This window comes from Thermococcus thermotolerans, assembly GCF_024707485.1.
Lineage (GTDB): Archaea > Methanobacteriota_B > Thermococci > Thermococcales > Thermococcaceae > Thermococcus > Thermococcus thermotolerans.
Window position 1 is genome coordinate 1,165,039 of record NZ_CP102602.1, and the last position, 15,668, is coordinate 1,180,706.

Sequence of the window (15,668 nt, forward strand, 5' to 3'; positions counted from 1 at the left end):
TTCTTTTTATTATTCTAATATATCCAGCACCCTCCAGAAAGTTCTTCAGGGACATAAACAAAAGGCATATATTACTGCATTCATAACCACATTATATGGGGGGATGGACTATGGGCAGCATCGAAGACCTGCTGGATGCAATAGACGCCGTAAAGCCCGGGGAAACCGTCCTGGTCGAGTACTACCCATCGTACGTTCCGGAGTTCGCGACGCTGGCTCTCTTGATGTACTCACGGAGAAAGGGAGTGCCCGTTGTGATAGACGACAACTTTGACGCGCTCCACGTCATACAGAAGCACCTCGCCCTGTGAGGAATCCACGAGGATTTCAGCGACGTTTTTGTCATCAAGTCCGACGGACACGTGGATGTTGGCAACGTCGTTGCCAGGATAAAGTTCAGCGACTCACCCGATATCTATGTCAGGAAGTACGAGGACATAGGAAGAAAGCTGCTCTCCAGCATAGGGCCATCCTTAAACATAGTCCTGGGCTTCGAGAAAATATTCGCCTTCATCCACAGCGTCAGGGAGTTCTACCTCGTCATGACACGCATCCAGAAGTTCATCGGAAACCCGAGAAAGGCATTTTACCTCGTCAACAAGAAAACCGCGGAAGGGCTGGAGTTCAACCCCCTTCCAGAGATGGAGCGCATAGCCAGCACGGTGGTTGAGATAGTCCCTGCCCCTACCTCCGGCAGGATCATATTCAAAAAAAGCCCCATTTTCGAGCTGATAGGGAGGGAGCTTGAGGTTTCAATAGGGGTGATAATAAATGCAGCCGGTGGCAAAGGAGACCGCGTTTAAGTTCATAGAGGCCACCCCCTTCGGGGACGTAATACTGATGGAGGACGAGTCCCCCTATGGCGCCGCACTGGCCACTTATGTCTTTGTAAAATACGCCAGAGAGAGGGGCCTACCTGTCTACATTGACGATGTGCTGGACTCCCTCGCGCTGGTAAAGAAACACCTGGGGTTCCTCGGCATTGACTGGGACTTCTCCGACGTCGATGTCATAAAGACGGGGGGCATGGAGCCCGTAGGAAATATCGTGAGCAAAATACACCTGGATGCCGAGCCAGTTCTCTACATCACCCGGCACAGGGAAGCGACCAGAAAAATACTCCAATCCGGAAAGCACCTGAACATAGTCCTCGGCATGGAGAGACTGTTTGCGTTTCTTGAGACCCGCAGGGAGTTCTACATGTTCATAGCATACCTCAAAGAGTTCCTCGGGAACCCCAACAGGAAATCCTTCTACATCGTCAGCAAGCCCGTGCTGTCAACGCTGAGGTTCAACCTGCTCCCGGAACTTGAGGAGATCGCCAGCACCGTCGTTGAGATAAAGATAAAAAACGGAACTCACGTTACCATACTCAAGAAGAGCCTATTCACCGACATCATCGGGAAGGAGTTCCCAGGTGTTCCTGAAGAGATAGCCCGGTGGTAACTCCCGTTTTTCTTATATCCTTATGTGAAACAGCGGTACTGCTATCAACGGCTTCACAGCCATAAGGAAGGCCGGAAAGACCCCGCAAAATGTTTATATCCTCTTAAAACAAACTTTAAAAGGTGAGAACCATGAAATGGGAAAAAGCTACCGAGATCGCCGATTCCATCCTTCCCGGTGAAACGGTTCTCGTAAAATACACCACCTCGTACATCCCCGAGTTCCTTCTGAGGTTCTTCGTAGAGTACTCCGAGAAGAGTGGAATTCCCATCCTCATAGATGACAACTTTGATACGCTTCACTCAATCTTGATCCGTGCGAAGATGATGAACCTATCCCTGAACCTGAACAAAGTATACGTCATAAAAACCGGCGGAAAACTGGACGTCGGAAACGTTGTGGCAAAGGTTCAGTTCCACCCAGACCCTAGGGTCTACCTCAAAAACTATGAGGAGGCAATACAGAAAGCACTGCAGGAGATTCCCACCCCCCTCATAAACCTTGTAGTCGGAGTAGAGAACCTTTTTCTCATAATAAGAACGCCCCTCGACGCGTACCGGCTGATACTGGCAATGCAGAGATTCATGGGCAACAGAAACAGGAAGGCCTTTTATATAGTCAACGAGACCGTGATGGAGAGCCTTCCTATAAGAATCCTCCCGGAGTTCGAGAGGATATCAACTACTGTGATAAGGCTCACCCCGTACCATACCGGCGCGACCCTGAAGGTCACCAAAAGCATTAATCCGAATCTCATAGGTCGCGAAGAGAAGATAGACATTGAGGGGTGGATATGATGGAGGCGTTTAAAAAACCCGTCCTAGTTACCAAGGAGGATTTATACACCATGGTGGAGCAGATCTGGCCGGGAGGTACGACGATAATTGAAAACCGCGGTGCCCTGGGCGCCGAGTTTGTTCTCCATGCGTTCATCCAGTACTCAAAAAGAAAGGGTATACCCCTCATAGTGGAGGACATCTTCGATACGCTCCCCATCTACATGCGGCACCTCAGGCTGATGGGAGTCAGCATAAACGATAGAGACATCATGGTAATCAAGGTTGGAGGAACGCAGGAAGCGGGGAACGTTATTGCCAGGATCAGGTTCGAGAACGACCCCCACGTGTACCAGCGGAAGATCGATAAGGAGCTCCAGAAAGTTGTGGGCAACGGGGTCTACATACACCTTGTGCTCGGACTGGAGAGACTGCTGTTCCTCCAGGGCGACGTCCGCAGCACATACACCTTACTGGGGCTTATAAAGCAAAAACTGGGGGATAGACGCAGGGTAAACGTCTACCTGATAGAGGCCCCTATTATGGAAACCCTGGACTTTAACCCCCTGCCGATGCTGGAGGACATAGCGACTTCCGCGGTGGAGGTAACCAATGAAGGGGAACTCATAAGGATGAAGTTCAGGAAGTCGGTATTCACAATGCTCATGCACAGGGAATACGTCCTTGTATCCCCCAGGGAGACACTGCGGTGGTGGAGTTGAGCCTTTTCAGAAGGATATTCCGGAAAAAAGAGAAATCGGACGTTGAAATAGTCTCAAAGCATCCCGTTGGCAGGTTCAGGGTTGAAAAATCCCTCAAGGTGTTCTCCCGACAGGTTCTGATCGGGGAAGTAATCGAAGGGCTTATCTACCCTGGCTACAAGGTAAAGGGAAAATCCGTCAGCCCAATCATGAAGATAGAGCGAGACCATCGGAGGGTTGACTTCGCCGTTGCGGGCGATAGGGTCGCCCTGATGCTTGAGTACGAAGTCCCATGCGAGGAAGGCGAAGAGCTGGAAATCTACCAGTCGTGAGGTGATGGCATGATAATCTGGGACGACCACTTCCACGTTGACCCCTACAAGGGACTCTTCCTTGAGGCGGTCAAGCAGTTCCACCACGCTGGAGGGACGCATCTCGTCGTGGTATATAAGACCGCCCACGACTACGATTTTAGCGGAGCGAAGGCGGAGGACTTCATGAAGGCGATGGACTTCCACATCGAGCTCGTCGAGAAGATAAACAGGGAAACTCCGGTCAAAGCCTATGCCGTCGTTGGAGTTCACCCTGCGGAGTTCGTTTATCTTGCGGAGCAGAGAGGGTTGAACTACGCGAAAAACGAGGTCATGAAGGCCCTCGAATACGCACAAAAGCTCTGCCTTGATGGGAAGGCCATAGCCATAGGTGAGATAGGCAGGCCGCACTATCCCGTTCCAGAGGAAATCTGGGAGGCGAGCATCGAGCTGATGAAATATGGAATGGCCTTGGCAAAGGAAGCCGACTGCGCCGTTCAGCTCCACACGGAGAGCTTCGACGAAGCTAAATTCAGGGAGCTGGGCGAGATTGTTAAGGAAGTCGGAATAAAGCCCTACAGGGTCGTCAAGCACTTCTCTCCTCCTCTCGTCAAGATTGCCGAGGAGGTTGGAGTATTTCCGAGCATCATAGCGAGCAGAAAGAACATCAAGGCGGCGATAGAGCAGGGAAACAGGTTCATGATGGAGACGGATTACATAGACGACAAAAGAAGGCCGGGAGCGGTTCTCGGGCCGAAGACCGTGCCGAGGCGCACCAAAGCCTTCCTCCAGAACGGCCTATTCACGGAGGAGGACGTTTACAAAATCCACGTGGAGAACCCGAAGAAGGTCTACGGGGTAGAGGTTGAGGAGTAGAGCACCTTTCCCTCGCCCAGAACTGTCTTTATGAGGCTGTCTCTCCTTTTTCTGAACTCTTTTCCCCTGCCGCTTCCAGTATCTCCCTGAGAACGCTCTCGGAGATTCTAAAGCCGTGCTTTCTGAGTTCCTTGATGTAAGGACGGACCTCTTTAATCAGCCTCCGCCTTTTGGCGAGGAGAAGCAACCCGAGGGTTCCCGTTACCCTCAACCCAAAGCCTCTCGCAACTTTTCTCGCGTCCTTGTCGTCAAGAACGACCAAATCAATCTCATTTTCGAGGGCAAACGCTATCGTCTCGGCCTCCCCGTGGTCAATCATCTCAAGCAGGAACTTGACGACCCTCTGGTTTCTAACTGAAGCCCTCTTCAGAAAATCCACGTTTTCGATGTCAATTGCCTCCTCATGTCCAGCGCCCTCAACGACGGTCTCGTGATAGACGGCGTCAGTGATGTAGACCTCATCGAAAAGTTCGTTCAAGATATTGAGCAACTTCAGCTTGGCGAGGAAGATGAGAGGGGACGAGTTCACCGCAACCCTCACGAGAGTCCCTCCAGAACCCTGAGGTCGTTCTCAAGCTCTTCCTCGTCGTAGGGAATTCCCTCACCTTCTTTTGCGAGGAGTTCAATGAACTCCCACTTGCTTAGACCTGCCAACCTTCTCGCCTGACCGAAGGAGAGTATACCCTTCTCGTACAGCCTGAGCGCAAGCTCGACCTTAACCCTCCTCTCGATTTCCTCGTCGGGTATTTTCATCATTCCCGGGAGCTCGACGACTATTTTCTTTCCCATTCTCCCACCGATTTAACATTGGAGGGGACAGTATTTAACCCCTTCGCCCAGTATTATACCCTCCGGGAGGAGGGAAATCTATAAATACCCGGAGGGAGGAGGGAAATGGATATCATAGGTATTTTAGGATTCATTGGGGTAGCTTTATATTTTGTGGCCGTACTAGTCGTCGCTTCTCTAAATGCGCACCCATATCCAAGAGAGTGCGAGTCCAAGGAATGTGCAAAAACTGGCATGAACTATGGAGTCGGGTTAATTAGCCTTGGAATTGTGGCTTTCACTCTAACCGCACCAATGTTCCTGTTCTCAACAGATACGGCTTCAGAAGGATTCACGAACTTCATGCTTCTTGCCCTTTCCATCATGTCAACTGGTCTTGTATTATTTGGCATTTGGGCATGGAAAAGCTATGGAGGGGTATACAAAGAACTCCTCCTCCAAGAAGCCATCGCCAAAGGTGTCGAAATCGGAATGAAAAAGGCAAAGGGAGACTAAACCTCCACCCTCACAACCCCCGGCCCCCCGATTTCTCCCTCCACCTCAAAGATTCTGCCGAGGAACTGCTCCACAACCCAGACGTTGGTGATTAGGTGGCTGGTTATCTCCGTTACTCCTATCTCTCCGCCCGCGAAGGCCAGGAAAGGTATCAGCTGGTCGGCAAGGAACTTATCGACGGCCTTCCTCAGGGTCAGCTGTTCTATGAGTTCGTCCGCCGCTTCCCTGCCGACAACTTCAGCGGGTTTTCCGCGTTTTCCGAGGGCGTCCCCTCCGAGCCTCAGCGAATCAGTTTCAGCCCAGACAACGATGCCGCTACCCGGCCCAAGTGAGCGCGATACCTCGGTCTCTATCTCCACGGGGACACTGTAAAGCTCCTCAAGCCTCTCCCTAGCTGCCTTTGCCTGCCTCTCCGCGACGTGGGCAGGCAAATTGGTGGCGTGGCTTATCCCTGCGAAGCGCTCTATCCTGCACCATTCAAGGGCCTTCAGAGGTTTCCGCCCCTCCCAGGGCTCAACCCTTCCGACCACCAGCCCGCCACCCTTTGGATAGTGGCCACGCCGCTTGACCTCTATTTCAGCCCCAATTCCCATCTTCCCAAGGGCGTAAAGTGTTACGTTCTTCAGATAATCAACCGGCGGGCTCCAGGGGACGTCGGTTCCGCCGGTTATCTCAAAGCTCCCGCCGGTGAAGGCCATCGCAGGAAGCAGGGCCTGGAGAACAAGGGTTACACTGCCGGCCGTCTTTATGGGAACGCGGACATGCTTTGGCCTCGCCTCCCCCGGAACGAACTCAAGAACCGTCGAGCCGACCCGAGCCCCCTTAACTCTGGCATTGCTGAGCTCCTTTAGGGCCAGAATCCCGTGGAGGTGTTGCGGCCTGAGGCCGGGGTTCGGCCTGTTGGCTCGAATTCTGATGATTTTAACGGGCTTTCCGGTGATTACTGAGAGGGCAACGGCCGTTCTGAGTATCTGTCCCCCACCCTCGCCGTAGGAACCGTCTATTTCTACCCAGTTCATTCTCCCACCCACCCGAATCAACGCAAAGGGCCTAAAAAACCTGACGAAAGACTTTTACCCCCCTCGCCTTATTTGGCCCGGTGGGAGCATGGACGAGCTTGAGTTCTGTGTAAAAAGCATAAGCTATCCCCTCGGAATGATCTTAGAGAGGCTTGAGAGAAGGGAAGGCGAGAAAGTCGAGGTGAGAGAGGGCTTCATAACCCTCCCCAGAGCCCCCTTCGCGGCCCTCTGCTATCTCACGGGAATAGCCCTCTTCGATGCCCTTGATATAGTGGACAAAAAGCGCCTTGGGGACGACTACGGTGCCATTGAGGGGTTCCGTAAGAAGCTCCTGAGCTCCACGCTCGGCGCAAGGCTGAGGCCGTACCTTGAAAGCCCAGGCAGATACGTCTCTCCCGGAGAGGGACTATCAATCGACTGGCTGGAGTTCGAGAAGAGGGAAGAGAAAATACGCCCACACCTGAAAAGAATCATGGAGCTCAGAAAACGCATCTCCGACCGCTCTGAGTTTCTGGCCAAGACGGACTTTTTGGCCGGGCTGAGCGTTGACGAGGCACTGCTCTTAAGCTACCTCGCCGGCGAGGCCGGGCTAAGGGAGCTCATCAACGCCGCCCTCGGCAAGCACAACCCCGAATTTAGAGAGGCAGTAAAGGCGTACTTCAAGGCCCTAAGGGACTAGTCCTCAAGCCTGAAGTCCGATGGAACGAACCCAAGGTTCACAAATATGGCAGTCTCCAGGGCTTTCTCCTTATCAACACCCCTCTTCAAGAGCTCCTCAAAGATTTGGACTATGCTCTCAATGCTCCGGTAGTTCAAAAGCTCTGCAGGATAGTCGGCCAGCATGTTCTCATCAACCTGAACCCCTATCCTGTCCTCAAGCTCCCTTGCGAACTCTTCCCTTGAGAGGGGCGGAATTTTAATGCGCACTCCGAAGGGAACCGCAAAGTACTTCTCGGGGAAGACCGTCTCAACTACAACCTGGGGGCTGGTTTTCATGGCCTCAATGACCTCCGCCGGGGAGGGCTCCCTCAGGAGGGTCGCATCTTCAGGGAGCAGGGGCTCAACGTTTATCCCCCTCCAGTTGACTACCAGGGTGTGGAGGCCGAGGCTCAGAGCGCTCGATATGGACAGGGAAAAACCCCTCTTTTTGGCTCCCTGCGACTCCCTCATCCGCCTGAGCTTTGCGTAGAGCTTCTCACTCACTAGGGTAAGCTGGTAGACCCTTTCAACGCCCTCAAGGTAGAGAACCCCGTTGGAGAGGAGCCTGAGGCCGAGCCTGGCGAGGGATGAGCTTAGCTTTTCCTCGCTCTTCGTTGTTATCGCCTTCCTATCTCCAACCTCTTCGCTCCCCCTGCCAACGAGCCGATAGTCAGCCGGAAAGAGGCCCTTAGCGTTGAGGAACGCCTCAAGCGTTTCCTCTGCCTTCTCCTCGCTGACCGCGTAGACCTTGATGAACTCCACGTTTTCACCGCGGTCAACCCCTATCAGCACGACAGCGTCGCGCCTTTCCTTCGGAATCAGTATATCCTCCATACCCATCGCCGGTTCTTTTCCATTATTTAAACGGCAAAAATCGAGAGCGCAGAGAGGCAGACCTTCAGAGGTGCCCGGTAGAGACGCTCGTTAGAGGCGCTCGTTAGAGGCTCATTGCCCCCAGAAGCTCACCGGTGTCGAGGTTGACTATCTGAACCTCCCTCTTCCGGGTGTCCAGAAGGGCAACGCTCCTCACGCCGCTGACGTAGCCGCAGACCTCGCCAGGGTTGACGAGTATGGTTCTTCCCTCCTCGCGTATCTCGTAGCGGTGGGTGTGACCGACTATGACCACATCGTAGAGCCTGCTCCTGGCCAGCGCCTTAACAAGAACCTCGTCGGTGCCGTGAGTCACGGCTATCTTCATGCCGTCAGCTTCGATTTCCAGTATCTCATCGTAAATTCCCAGCGCTTCGTAGAGGCCCTTCCTTTCGCCGTCGTTGTTGCCGAAAACACCCTTGAGCGGTGCCCTGAGCTTCTTGAGTTCCCTGGCAACGAACGGTGCAACGTAGTCCCCCGCGTGGATTACAAGCTCAACGTTCCTCCCGTTGAACAGCTCAACAGCTTTGGCGATGGCCGGAAGGTTGTCATGGGTATCGCTCATTATACCTATCAACATCACCATTCACCTAAAACGGACTTCCCGTTCAAGTTTATAGGGTTATCGTGTGTTCGAAAGGACACATGAGCACATTCGAATGGAAACGGAACTGGCATAGCTAAGTGCAACGGCGTCCCAAGCTGTTCCGACAAGGTTTATTAGCCCTAAGGCATAGTGGGTTAAAGGTGGTGATATGTTCACCGGCAGAGCCGTCATAGCGATCAAAGTGCTACGGCCCTTCGGCGACTGGAAGACAGGGGATATAGTGCTCGTGGAGGACTGGAAGGCCAAGGAGCTCTGGGAAGCAAAGGTGGTCGAAATTGTGGATGAAGTCGACAAGGTTCTTGAAGAATTGGACAAGGCAATCTCTGCAGAAATGGATAACGAGCCGTTAATGCCCCTGCCCACAGGCCTCTATGAAAGGGCCGAGTTCTACATTTATTACCTTGAAAATTATGCCCGAATGAACGCAAGTGAGAGTGTGGAAACAATAAATGTAAAACTATCAAAGCTAGCCAACCTAAAGATAAAACTAAACCATCTGAAAACAATTCGCTTTGATAAAATCATAGAAACCGTTAGATTAAGGCCAGCCAGTCTCGAAATTACTACCCGACTTTCCCCAGAAGAACGAAAGATATACCTACAGATGTCAAAGCTAAGAAATGAATGGCTCGGTGAGGAGTAATGGATAGGGAGGAAATGATAGAACGTTTTGCCAGGTTTTTCAGGGAATACGTGGATGACCATGGAAAGCAGGTGTACATAAACAAACTTATAGAACTCTTGACAGTCACCCCTAAACGATCCCTAACAATAGACTGGGCTCATCTAAATTCCATAGATCCGGAATTAGCATTAGAACTGAGAACCAATCCTGAAGAGGCTATACTAGCTGCTGAAGATGCAATTCAGATCGTTCTTCGAGAACCGCCGATTCTCAGAAAAAAAGAGCTCAAAATACACGCCAGGTTTTACAATCTCCCCCACACGCTCCTCGTCAAGGAACTCGGGAGCGAGCATATAAACAGGCTGATTCAGGTGGAGGGCATAATCACGCGCGTGAGCGAGGTGAAGCCCTTCGTCGAGAAAGCTGTATTCGTCTGCAAGGACTGCGGCAACGAGATGGTTCGCCTCCAGAGGCCCTATGAGAACATAGTCAAGCCGAGCAAGTGCGACGCCTGCGGTTCCAGAAACGTTGACCTCGACGTCGAGAAGAGCCGCTTTATCAACTTTCAGAGCTTTAGGTTACAGGACAGGCCCGAGAGCCTCAAGGGAGGCCAGATGCCGCGCTTCGTTGATGCGATACTCCTTGACGACCTGGTGGATACGGCTTTACCTGGCGACAGGGTTCTCGCCACCGGAATCCTGCGCGTCATCCTTGAGCAGAGGGACAAGAGGCCCATTTTCAAGAAGGTTCTTGAGGTGAACCACATAGAGCAGCTCAGCAAGGAGATTGAGGAGCTGGAGATCTCACCGGAGGACGAGCAGAAGATACGCGAGCTGGCCAGAAGAAAAGACATCGTTGATGCCATCGTTGACTCCATAGCCCCGGCGATATGGGGCCACAAGACCGTTAAGAAGGGCATAGCTTTAGCTCTCTTCGGCGGTGTTCAGAGGGTTCTTCCGGATGGGACGAAGCTGAGGGGAGAAAGCCACGTTCTGCTCGTTGGAGATCCCGGTGTTGCAAAGTGCGTTGACTATCACACAAAGGTCATCTTAGCTGATGGAAGCCTGAGGGAGATAGGTGAGATAGTTGATGAGGCCGTTGAGAGGGCCAAATCCGAAGGGGAGCTCGGAGAAGTTGATGATGGTTTCTACGCCCCGATTGACCTTGAACTCTACGCCCTCGATGCCAGAAACCTAAAGGTCAGAAAAGTCAAGGCCAACATTGCCTGGAAGAGAACCGCTCCAGAGAGGATGTTCAGGATAAAAACCGCGAGCGGAAGGGAGATTAAGGTTACTCCGACTCACCCATTCTTTACCTTTGAGGGCGGCCAGTTCAAGACAAGAAAAGCGGAAGAGTTGAAGATTGGGGATTTCATCGCAGTACCTCGGGTTATTCCAGTTGACGGAAAAGCTATTAAGCTTTCAGATGCCCCAATTGAGAGGCCAAAAACCGCTAAACCTAGACTGAAACTCCCTGATGTTGCAGACGAGAAATTCTGGTATTTAGTTGGACTGCTGACTGGTGAAGGGTACTCCCAGAACAGGAACGGCAGTGCTACAGTCTATTTCACCAACAACAATGAGGAGCTGATAAGATTTGCTCACGACTACCTTAGTACTCTTGGTCTCACTCCAACCATTCGAGAAGGTCATAAAGGCAAAAGCGCCAAGGAGGTCTATGCGAGCAGTGTAGAACTATACCGCTTACTGGAATGGCTTGGGATAGCCAAAAAATCCCGCGAGAAAAAGGTTCCACCTCAATTGTTCAGTGCGAGACTGAAGGACATAAAGGAATTCCTCCGAGGATACTTCGACGCTGAGGCTACAGTAGACAAGAGACGGCCAAAGATTACGATTGTCTCTGCCTCAAAGGAACTGCTTCAGGGCATCCAACAGTTACTACTGCGCTTCGGTGTGAAATCCCAGCTCCACGAGACGAGAGCACGTGCAACTAACGGAAAAATGAAAACCAAAGAAACGTACTATCGGCTGTTCATAACTGGAGAAGACGCTCTCAAGTTCAGAGAAAAAATTGGGTTTGGGTTATCCTCAAAGATAAGGCTCTTGGAAAAAGTCACTTCAAACCTACAGCCAAACACCAACGTTGATGTCGTTCCAGGAGTTGGAAGCCTGCTAAGGAACCTTCGCACTAAGGCGGGACTCACTCAGGCACAAATGGGTATAAACCGCTCAACTTATCTCCACTACGAACGGGGAGATAGACTACCAAGCAGGGAGAAACTCAAAGTGATTGCAGAAACACTAAGTAGACATCTACAAAAATCCTCCGAGGTTAGTCTCCTTCGGCTTCTTGCTGAATCAGACATCTTCTGGGACAGAGTCGTTGAGATTAAGGAATACAAACCGGAACATCCCTGGGTCTATGACCTGCAGGTTCTGGAGCACCACAACTTCATAGCCAACGACATCTTCGTCCATAACAGCCAAATTCTCCGTTACGTTGCCAATTTGGCGCCAAGGGCAATCTATACGAGCGGTAAGAGCAGTTCGGCGGCAGGACTCTGCGTTGCCCCAGACTCACTTGTGGTTTCCAATGGTGGAGTCCACGAAATCGGTACGTTTACTGAGAATTGGGTAAAAGAAATTGGTTCAATTCCGTACTCCCAGGGCATTGAATATTCGCCCTATCTCGGTGAGAGCCTATCTGCTGAGGACGGAAAGCTAAAGAAAGCGCCTATGAGCAGGGTTTGGAGGCTCAAAGCCCCCAAAGAGCTTGTAAAGGTCAGAACAATAACGGGCAAGGAGCTAACGTTGACTCCTGAAACGAAGCTCTTGACGATTCAGAATGGAGAACCGATATGGAAAGAGGCCAAGAGCTTTAGCGAGGGGGACTATGTTGCAACCCTCAGAAAACTAACCGTTGAGGAAAGGATAGTTCCAGTTCTGGAACTTCTCAAGGACCTCGATGACCTCATTGTATATGGAATCAAAGATCAAGTCGAGGGGCTCATCGAAGAGGCACTCAAAGAGCTTCACATTAGCAAGAGGGAACTCGCAAAGAGACTCAGAGTTAGCGAGGGCATGCTCTACTACAACTGGACAAATCCAAAAGCGAGGGGCAACATAAGGATGAAGCATCTCCGCATGCTCCTTGAACTGGCTGGTTGGGAATGGGACAAGATAAACGCTGAAGCTGTCTCCCTCCAAGCGGGAACGAAGTTGAAACTTCCGAAATACCTCGATGAACAACTGGCCTACTTTGCTGGGCTGGTTGCAGGTGACGGTAGCGTCTCCAAAGCTGGCTGGGGCGTAGCTATAAGGTTCACCAACAAGAACCCAGAGATGAGGCGCAGGTTTGCGGGGCTTGCAAAGGAACTCTTTGGAGTGGAAGTTACCGAGCAGGTAAAAGATGGGGTTCCATCACTTCGCTTCCATTCTAAGGTCGTTGCCCACCTATTGGAGAAACTTGGGGTTCCACCATCCCCCAAGTCCAATAAGCTCGACCTTGCAAACGAACTCTTCACCTCCCCCAAGAGCGTGCTTGCTTCATACATAAGGGGACTGTTTGACTGCGATGGTACTGTTGTTATACGTGAGAAAGGCTCCTCCTACGTTGAGTTTGACACGACCAGCGAAAAGCTCGCCAGAAAGCTCCAGCTCGCCCTTCTTAGATTCGGAATAGTTTCGCACCTTAGAAGGCGGAAGAGGGCGGGTCATACTTCGAAGTTTGGAGACAAGATGATAACGTCGAGGCACGACCGGTGGGAGCTCAAAATCTACGGCGAGAACGTGCTCAAGTTCGCAACGGAGATTGGCTTTGGACACCCAGAGAAGGCGAGAAAGCTCGACGCCCTTGTGGAGAAGATGAAGGGTCAGAAGTACGACACCAACGTTGACGTGATACCGGGCATTGGAAAGCTGATAAAGGAAGTCAGAACTTTCTACGGCCTGAGTGTTGAGCAGGTTTACAAGTCGAACTTTGGGGCACTCGTGGAGAAGGGGAAACCAATATCAAGGAAGGCTCTCCTCAGTGTTGTGGAAAACCTTTCAAAGGCCAAGCTGCAAGAGTCGCCCGTTGAAATTCCCGAAGACATAAGGGTAGCAATAGGGAAGGCGTTGGAGCCCGGGGAACTGGGAATGAGGTATGAAGAATTCTACGAGCTGTTCCTCAGAAAAAGACCGCGCAAGCTCAAGTTTGGGCTTCTCATTGAGGTGGCAAGAGTTCTTGAAAGCAGGGACAAGTCCCTGTACTCCAAACTTGCTTGGCTTCTTAGCGAACACTATGCCAGAGAAGATGACATTAAGGCAAAGCTTGAGACACTGAGAGCCATTGCCACCTCTGACCTCCTGTGGGAGAGAGTTAAGAAAGTTAAGAGAATCAGCCCCCCCTACGACCACGTCTACGACCTAACGGTGGAAGGCTCCCACAGCTTTATCGCCAACGGCTTCGTCGTCCACAACACCGCCGCAGCCGTGCGCGACGAGTTCACCGGCTCGTGGGTCTTAGAAGCTGGAGTCCTGGTTCTGGCCGATGGCGGGTTCGCACTAATTGATGAGTTCGACAAGATGAGTGACAGGGACAGGAGCGCCATACACGAAGCGCTTGAGCAACAGAGCTACCACCATGACTTTGAGCTCCTCTTGGTCGACGGCAGGAAGGTAAAGATAGGCGAACTTGTCGATTCACTAATCGAGGCCAACCGCGATAAAGTAATCCTCGGTAAAGACACTGAGATTCTGCCAGTTAACAACCTCTATCTTTTGGCCTATGATCTTGATAGGAAAGAGATAGTCAAGGTTAAGGCCGACCGCGTGAGCAGACACAAAGCGCCAGAGAAGTTCATAAGGATACGGTTCTCCAACGGCAGGGAGATAGTCGTTACGCCGGAGCACCCCATAATGGTGTGGGAGGACGGAGAGATCAGAGAGAAGCCAGCCGAGAAGGTCGAAAAGGGAGACATAGCCCTCGGTATCGCCTACTATCCAATTGAGATTCAGCCTGTCGAAGGTCAAGAATTCAAGGAGCCAAATGAAGCAGAGGCGAAGGCAGATTACATCTACTCTTTGGGAAAAGTAGCGCGGATTAAAAGGGTCTACGGGAAGTACATAGTCACTGAAGATGAGAGGAGGTTCCCCAGGGAAGTCGTTGTCCACCTGAAAAAAGCCGCAAAACTCCTCGGTGTGAGGCAGAGACCCGAGGAGAGGCAGAGGCTCGCGATGCTCCTCGTGAAAGAGAGCGCTTTGCAACCCTTCCTAGAGAGGGTTCTTAAGAGGGTAGAAACCATAAAAAAGGCCTTCAATGAGAATCCCGCCAGAGCTATCGAACTGTTGCCCTCTTCGAGGGCCCTCAATACTATTGGAATAACCGCCAGTTCCCTCGCGAGAAGGGCCAGGCGGGGCGATGAATGGGCCATTAAGAAAATACGCGGGCTTGTTGAGGAGATACTTCATAAGGCCGAAGAAGAGATAAACGTTTTCCTCCACCACTGGAACGGTAACGTGAACTTTCTCAGGGTCACAAAGGTTGAGAAGCTCCTCAATGACCGCTGGGAGTGGGTCTACGACGTTACCGTCGAGCCGTACCACCTCTTCGTTTCGCACGGTCTCGTTCTCCACAACACCATCAGCATCTCCAAGGCAGGCATAACCGCCACCCTCAACGCAAGGACAACGGTCATAGCGGCCGCGAACCCGAAATACGGACGCTTCAACCGCCACAAGTCCCTCCCGGAGCAGCTCGACCTGCCGCCGACCCTGCTCAGCCGTTTCGACCTCATCTTCCTACTCCTCGATGAGCCCGACGAGAAGGTAGATGCCAGCATAGCCGAGCACATCCTCAAGGTGCGCAGGGGAGAGGCAGAGGCGGTGACGCCCAAGATACCCTACGACCTGCTCAAGAAGTACATCGCCTACGCCAGGAAGAACGTCCACCCTGTTCTGAGCAGGGAGGCAATGGAGGAGATAAAGCGCTACTACGTCAGGATGAGGAAGGGCTTTAAGAGGCCGGGCGAGGACGACGGCGTGCAGCCGATTCCGATAACGGCGAGGCAGCTGGAGGCCCTGATAAGGCTCAGTGAGGCCCACGCGAGAATGAGGTTGAGCGAGACCGTGACGAGGGAAGACGCCAGGGCGGCGATAGCGATAATCGAAGAGATGATAAGGAAGATAGCCGTTGACGAGGAGGGAACCCTGGACGTCTCGATACTTGAGGTCGGCAAGAGCTCCAGGAAGATCAACAAGATTGACAGGATGGTCGACATCATAAAGAGCCTTGAGAGCGAGGGCGAGTTCGGGGCGCCGGAAGACAGGATAATCGAGGCGGCGAAGCAGGCCGGCCTTGGCTCGGAGAACGAGATAAAGAAGCTCATCAACGACCTCAAGCGCGACGCCAGGATATACGAGCCGCGCGCGGGCTTCTACCGCGTGCTCTGATTCCCACCCCATTCCCCACTCCAAAAGGTTATAAACGTCTCCCGGTAGTTAAGATGGAGGTG

At 52.1% G+C, this 15,668-nt stretch carries 14 protein-coding genes and 1 pseudogene; 10 read left to right on the forward strand and 5 right to left on the reverse strand.

Annotated features, from left to right (window positions below):
• The first annotated feature begins 110 nt into the window (after positions 1-110).
• The 6 genes and pseudogenes from NUS69_RS06695 (at position 111) to NUS69_RS06720 (ending at position 4,110) form a co-directional block, all read left to right on the forward strand.
• Positions 111-803: pseudogene (locus NUS69_RS06695) on the forward strand (DUF257 family protein).
• Positions 772-1,446 carry a DUF257 domain-containing protein gene (locus tag NUS69_RS06700; protein ID WP_258083089.1) on the forward strand — a complete coding sequence of 225 codons (675 nt, stop codon included), beginning with the start codon at positions 772-774 and terminating at the stop codon, positions 1,444-1,446. The pseudogene NUS69_RS06695 and the gene NUS69_RS06700 overlap by 32 nt, the downstream one beginning before the upstream one ends.
• Before the next feature lie 131 nt (positions 1,447-1,577).
• A complete protein-coding gene (locus NUS69_RS06705; protein ID WP_258085008.1) occupies positions 1,578-2,243 on the forward strand; it encodes a DUF257 domain-containing protein in 666 nt (221 codons plus the stop codon).
• A complete protein-coding gene (locus NUS69_RS06710; RefSeq protein WP_258083090.1) occupies positions 2,240-2,944 on the forward strand; it encodes a DUF257 domain-containing protein in 705 nt (234 codons plus the stop codon). Before NUS69_RS06705 ends, NUS69_RS06710 begins: the two co-directional genes overlap by 4 nt.
• Complete coding sequence (pbp11, locus tag NUS69_RS06715; protein ID WP_308686498.1) at positions 2,935-3,255, forward strand: tRNA-binding protein Pbp11; 321 nt, start codon at positions 2,935-2,937, stop codon at positions 3,253-3,255. The genes NUS69_RS06710 and pbp11 overlap by 10 nt, the downstream gene beginning before the upstream one ends.
• A 9-nt stretch (positions 3,256-3,264) precedes the next feature.
• Positions 3,265-4,110 (forward strand): TatD family hydrolase, encoded by an 846-nt coding sequence (locus NUS69_RS06720; protein WP_258083091.1) that lies wholly within the window; start codon positions 3,265-3,267, stop codon positions 4,108-4,110.
• Positions 4,111-4,138: 28 nt separating this feature from the next.
• Here the strand turns inward: NUS69_RS06720 and NUS69_RS06725 are convergent, their stop codons facing one another.
• Both NUS69_RS06725 and NUS69_RS06730 read right to left on the reverse strand, forming a co-directional pair.
• Positions 4,139-4,651, reverse strand: coding sequence for a DUF3368 domain-containing protein (locus NUS69_RS06725; RefSeq protein ID WP_258083092.1), 513 nt, complete (start codon positions 4,649-4,651; stop codon positions 4,139-4,141).
• Positions 4,648-4,899: a UPF0175 family protein gene (locus tag NUS69_RS06730; RefSeq protein ID WP_258083093.1), complete on the reverse strand. Its 252-nt coding sequence runs from the start codon at positions 4,897-4,899 to the stop codon at positions 4,648-4,650. The genes NUS69_RS06725 and NUS69_RS06730 overlap by 4 nt, the downstream gene beginning before the upstream one ends.
• A 105-nt stretch (positions 4,900-5,004) precedes the next feature.
• Between NUS69_RS06730 and NUS69_RS06735 the strand changes: the two genes are divergently transcribed.
• Entirely contained in the window at positions 5,005-5,394 is a 390-nt protein-coding gene (locus NUS69_RS06735; RefSeq protein WP_258083094.1) for a hypothetical protein, read from the forward strand.
• On the opposite strand, the gene rtcA is transcribed toward NUS69_RS06735, so the two are convergent.
• Entirely contained in the window at positions 5,391-6,413 is a 1,023-nt protein-coding gene (gene rtcA / locus NUS69_RS06740) for an RNA 3'-terminal phosphate cyclase (protein ID WP_258083095.1), read from the reverse strand. The two genes, NUS69_RS06735 and rtcA, sit on opposite strands and share 4 nt — an antisense overlap.
• 88 nt (positions 6,414-6,501) lie before the next feature.
• Here rtcA and NUS69_RS06745 point away from each other — a divergent pair, with 88 nt between their 5' ends.
• The gene (locus NUS69_RS06745) at positions 6,502-7,092 is read left to right on the forward strand and encodes a hypothetical protein (RefSeq protein ID WP_258083096.1); all 591 of its coding nucleotides are present in this window, start codon (positions 6,502-6,504) and stop codon (positions 7,090-7,092) included.
• On the opposite strand, the gene NUS69_RS06750 is transcribed toward NUS69_RS06745, so the two are convergent.
• Both NUS69_RS06750 and NUS69_RS06755 read right to left on the reverse strand, forming a co-directional pair.
• Positions 7,089-7,952 (reverse strand): hypothetical protein, encoded by an 864-nt coding sequence (locus tag NUS69_RS06750; protein WP_308686499.1) that lies wholly within the window; start codon positions 7,950-7,952, stop codon positions 7,089-7,091. The genes NUS69_RS06745 and NUS69_RS06750 overlap by 4 nt on opposite strands.
• A gap of 97 nt (positions 7,953-8,049) precedes the next feature.
• Complete coding sequence (locus tag NUS69_RS06755; protein WP_258085011.1) at positions 8,050-8,562, reverse strand: metallophosphoesterase; 513 nt, start codon at positions 8,560-8,562, stop codon at positions 8,050-8,052.
• A gap of 175 nt (positions 8,563-8,737) precedes the next feature.
• On the opposite strand from NUS69_RS06755, the gene NUS69_RS06760 reads away from it, so the two are divergent.
• Positions 8,738-9,232, forward strand: a complete 495-nt coding sequence (locus NUS69_RS06760; RefSeq protein ID WP_258083097.1) for a hypothetical protein — start codon at positions 8,738-8,740, stop codon at positions 9,230-9,232.
• A complete protein-coding gene (locus NUS69_RS06765) occupies positions 9,232-15,606 on the forward strand; it encodes an LAGLIDADG family homing endonuclease (protein WP_258083098.1) in 6,375 nt (2,124 codons plus the stop codon). Before NUS69_RS06760 ends, NUS69_RS06765 begins: the two co-directional genes overlap by 1 nt.
• The last annotated feature ends 62 nt before the right edge of the window (positions 15,607-15,668 follow it).

What these genes read in the sequence shown, in the direction of transcription:
- NUS69_RS06700 (WP_258083089.1), top strand. Translation starts at nt 772, where the DNA reads ATGCAGCCGGTGGCAAAGGAGACCGCGTTTAAGTTCATAGAGGCCACC.
- NUS69_RS06705 (WP_258085008.1), top strand. Translation starts at nt 1,578, where the DNA reads ATGAAATGGGAAAAAGCTACCGAGATCGCCGATTCCATCCTTCCCGGT.
- NUS69_RS06710 (WP_258083090.1), top strand. Translation starts at nt 2,240, where the DNA reads ATGATGGAGGCGTTTAAAAAACCCGTCCTAGTTACCAAGGAGGATTTA.
- NUS69_RS06720 (WP_258083091.1), top strand. Translation starts at nt 3,265, where the DNA reads ATGATAATCTGGGACGACCACTTCCACGTTGACCCCTACAAGGGACTC.
- NUS69_RS06730 (WP_258083093.1), bottom strand. Translation starts at nt 4,899, where the DNA reads ATGGGAAAGAAAATAGTCGTCGAGCTCCCGGGAATGATGAAAATACCC.
- NUS69_RS06735 (WP_258083094.1), top strand. Translation starts at nt 5,005, where the DNA reads ATGGATATCATAGGTATTTTAGGATTCATTGGGGTAGCTTTATATTTT.
- rtcA (WP_258083095.1), bottom strand. Translation starts at nt 6,413, where the DNA reads ATGAACTGGGTAGAAATAGACGGTTCCTACGGCGAGGGTGGGGGACAG.
- NUS69_RS06745 (WP_258083096.1), top strand. Translation starts at nt 6,502, where the DNA reads ATGGACGAGCTTGAGTTCTGTGTAAAAAGCATAAGCTATCCCCTCGGA.
- NUS69_RS06750 (WP_308686499.1), bottom strand. Translation starts at nt 7,952, where the DNA reads ATGGGTATGGAGGATATACTGATTCCGAAGGAAAGGCGCGACGCTGTC.
- NUS69_RS06755 (WP_258085011.1), bottom strand. Translation starts at nt 8,562, where the DNA reads ATGTTGATAGGTATAATGAGCGATACCCATGACAACCTTCCGGCCATC.
- NUS69_RS06760 (WP_258083097.1), top strand. Translation starts at nt 8,738, where the DNA reads ATGTTCACCGGCAGAGCCGTCATAGCGATCAAAGTGCTACGGCCCTTC.
- NUS69_RS06765 (WP_258083098.1), top strand. Translation starts at nt 9,232, where the DNA reads ATGGATAGGGAGGAAATGATAGAACGTTTTGCCAGGTTTTTCAGGGAA.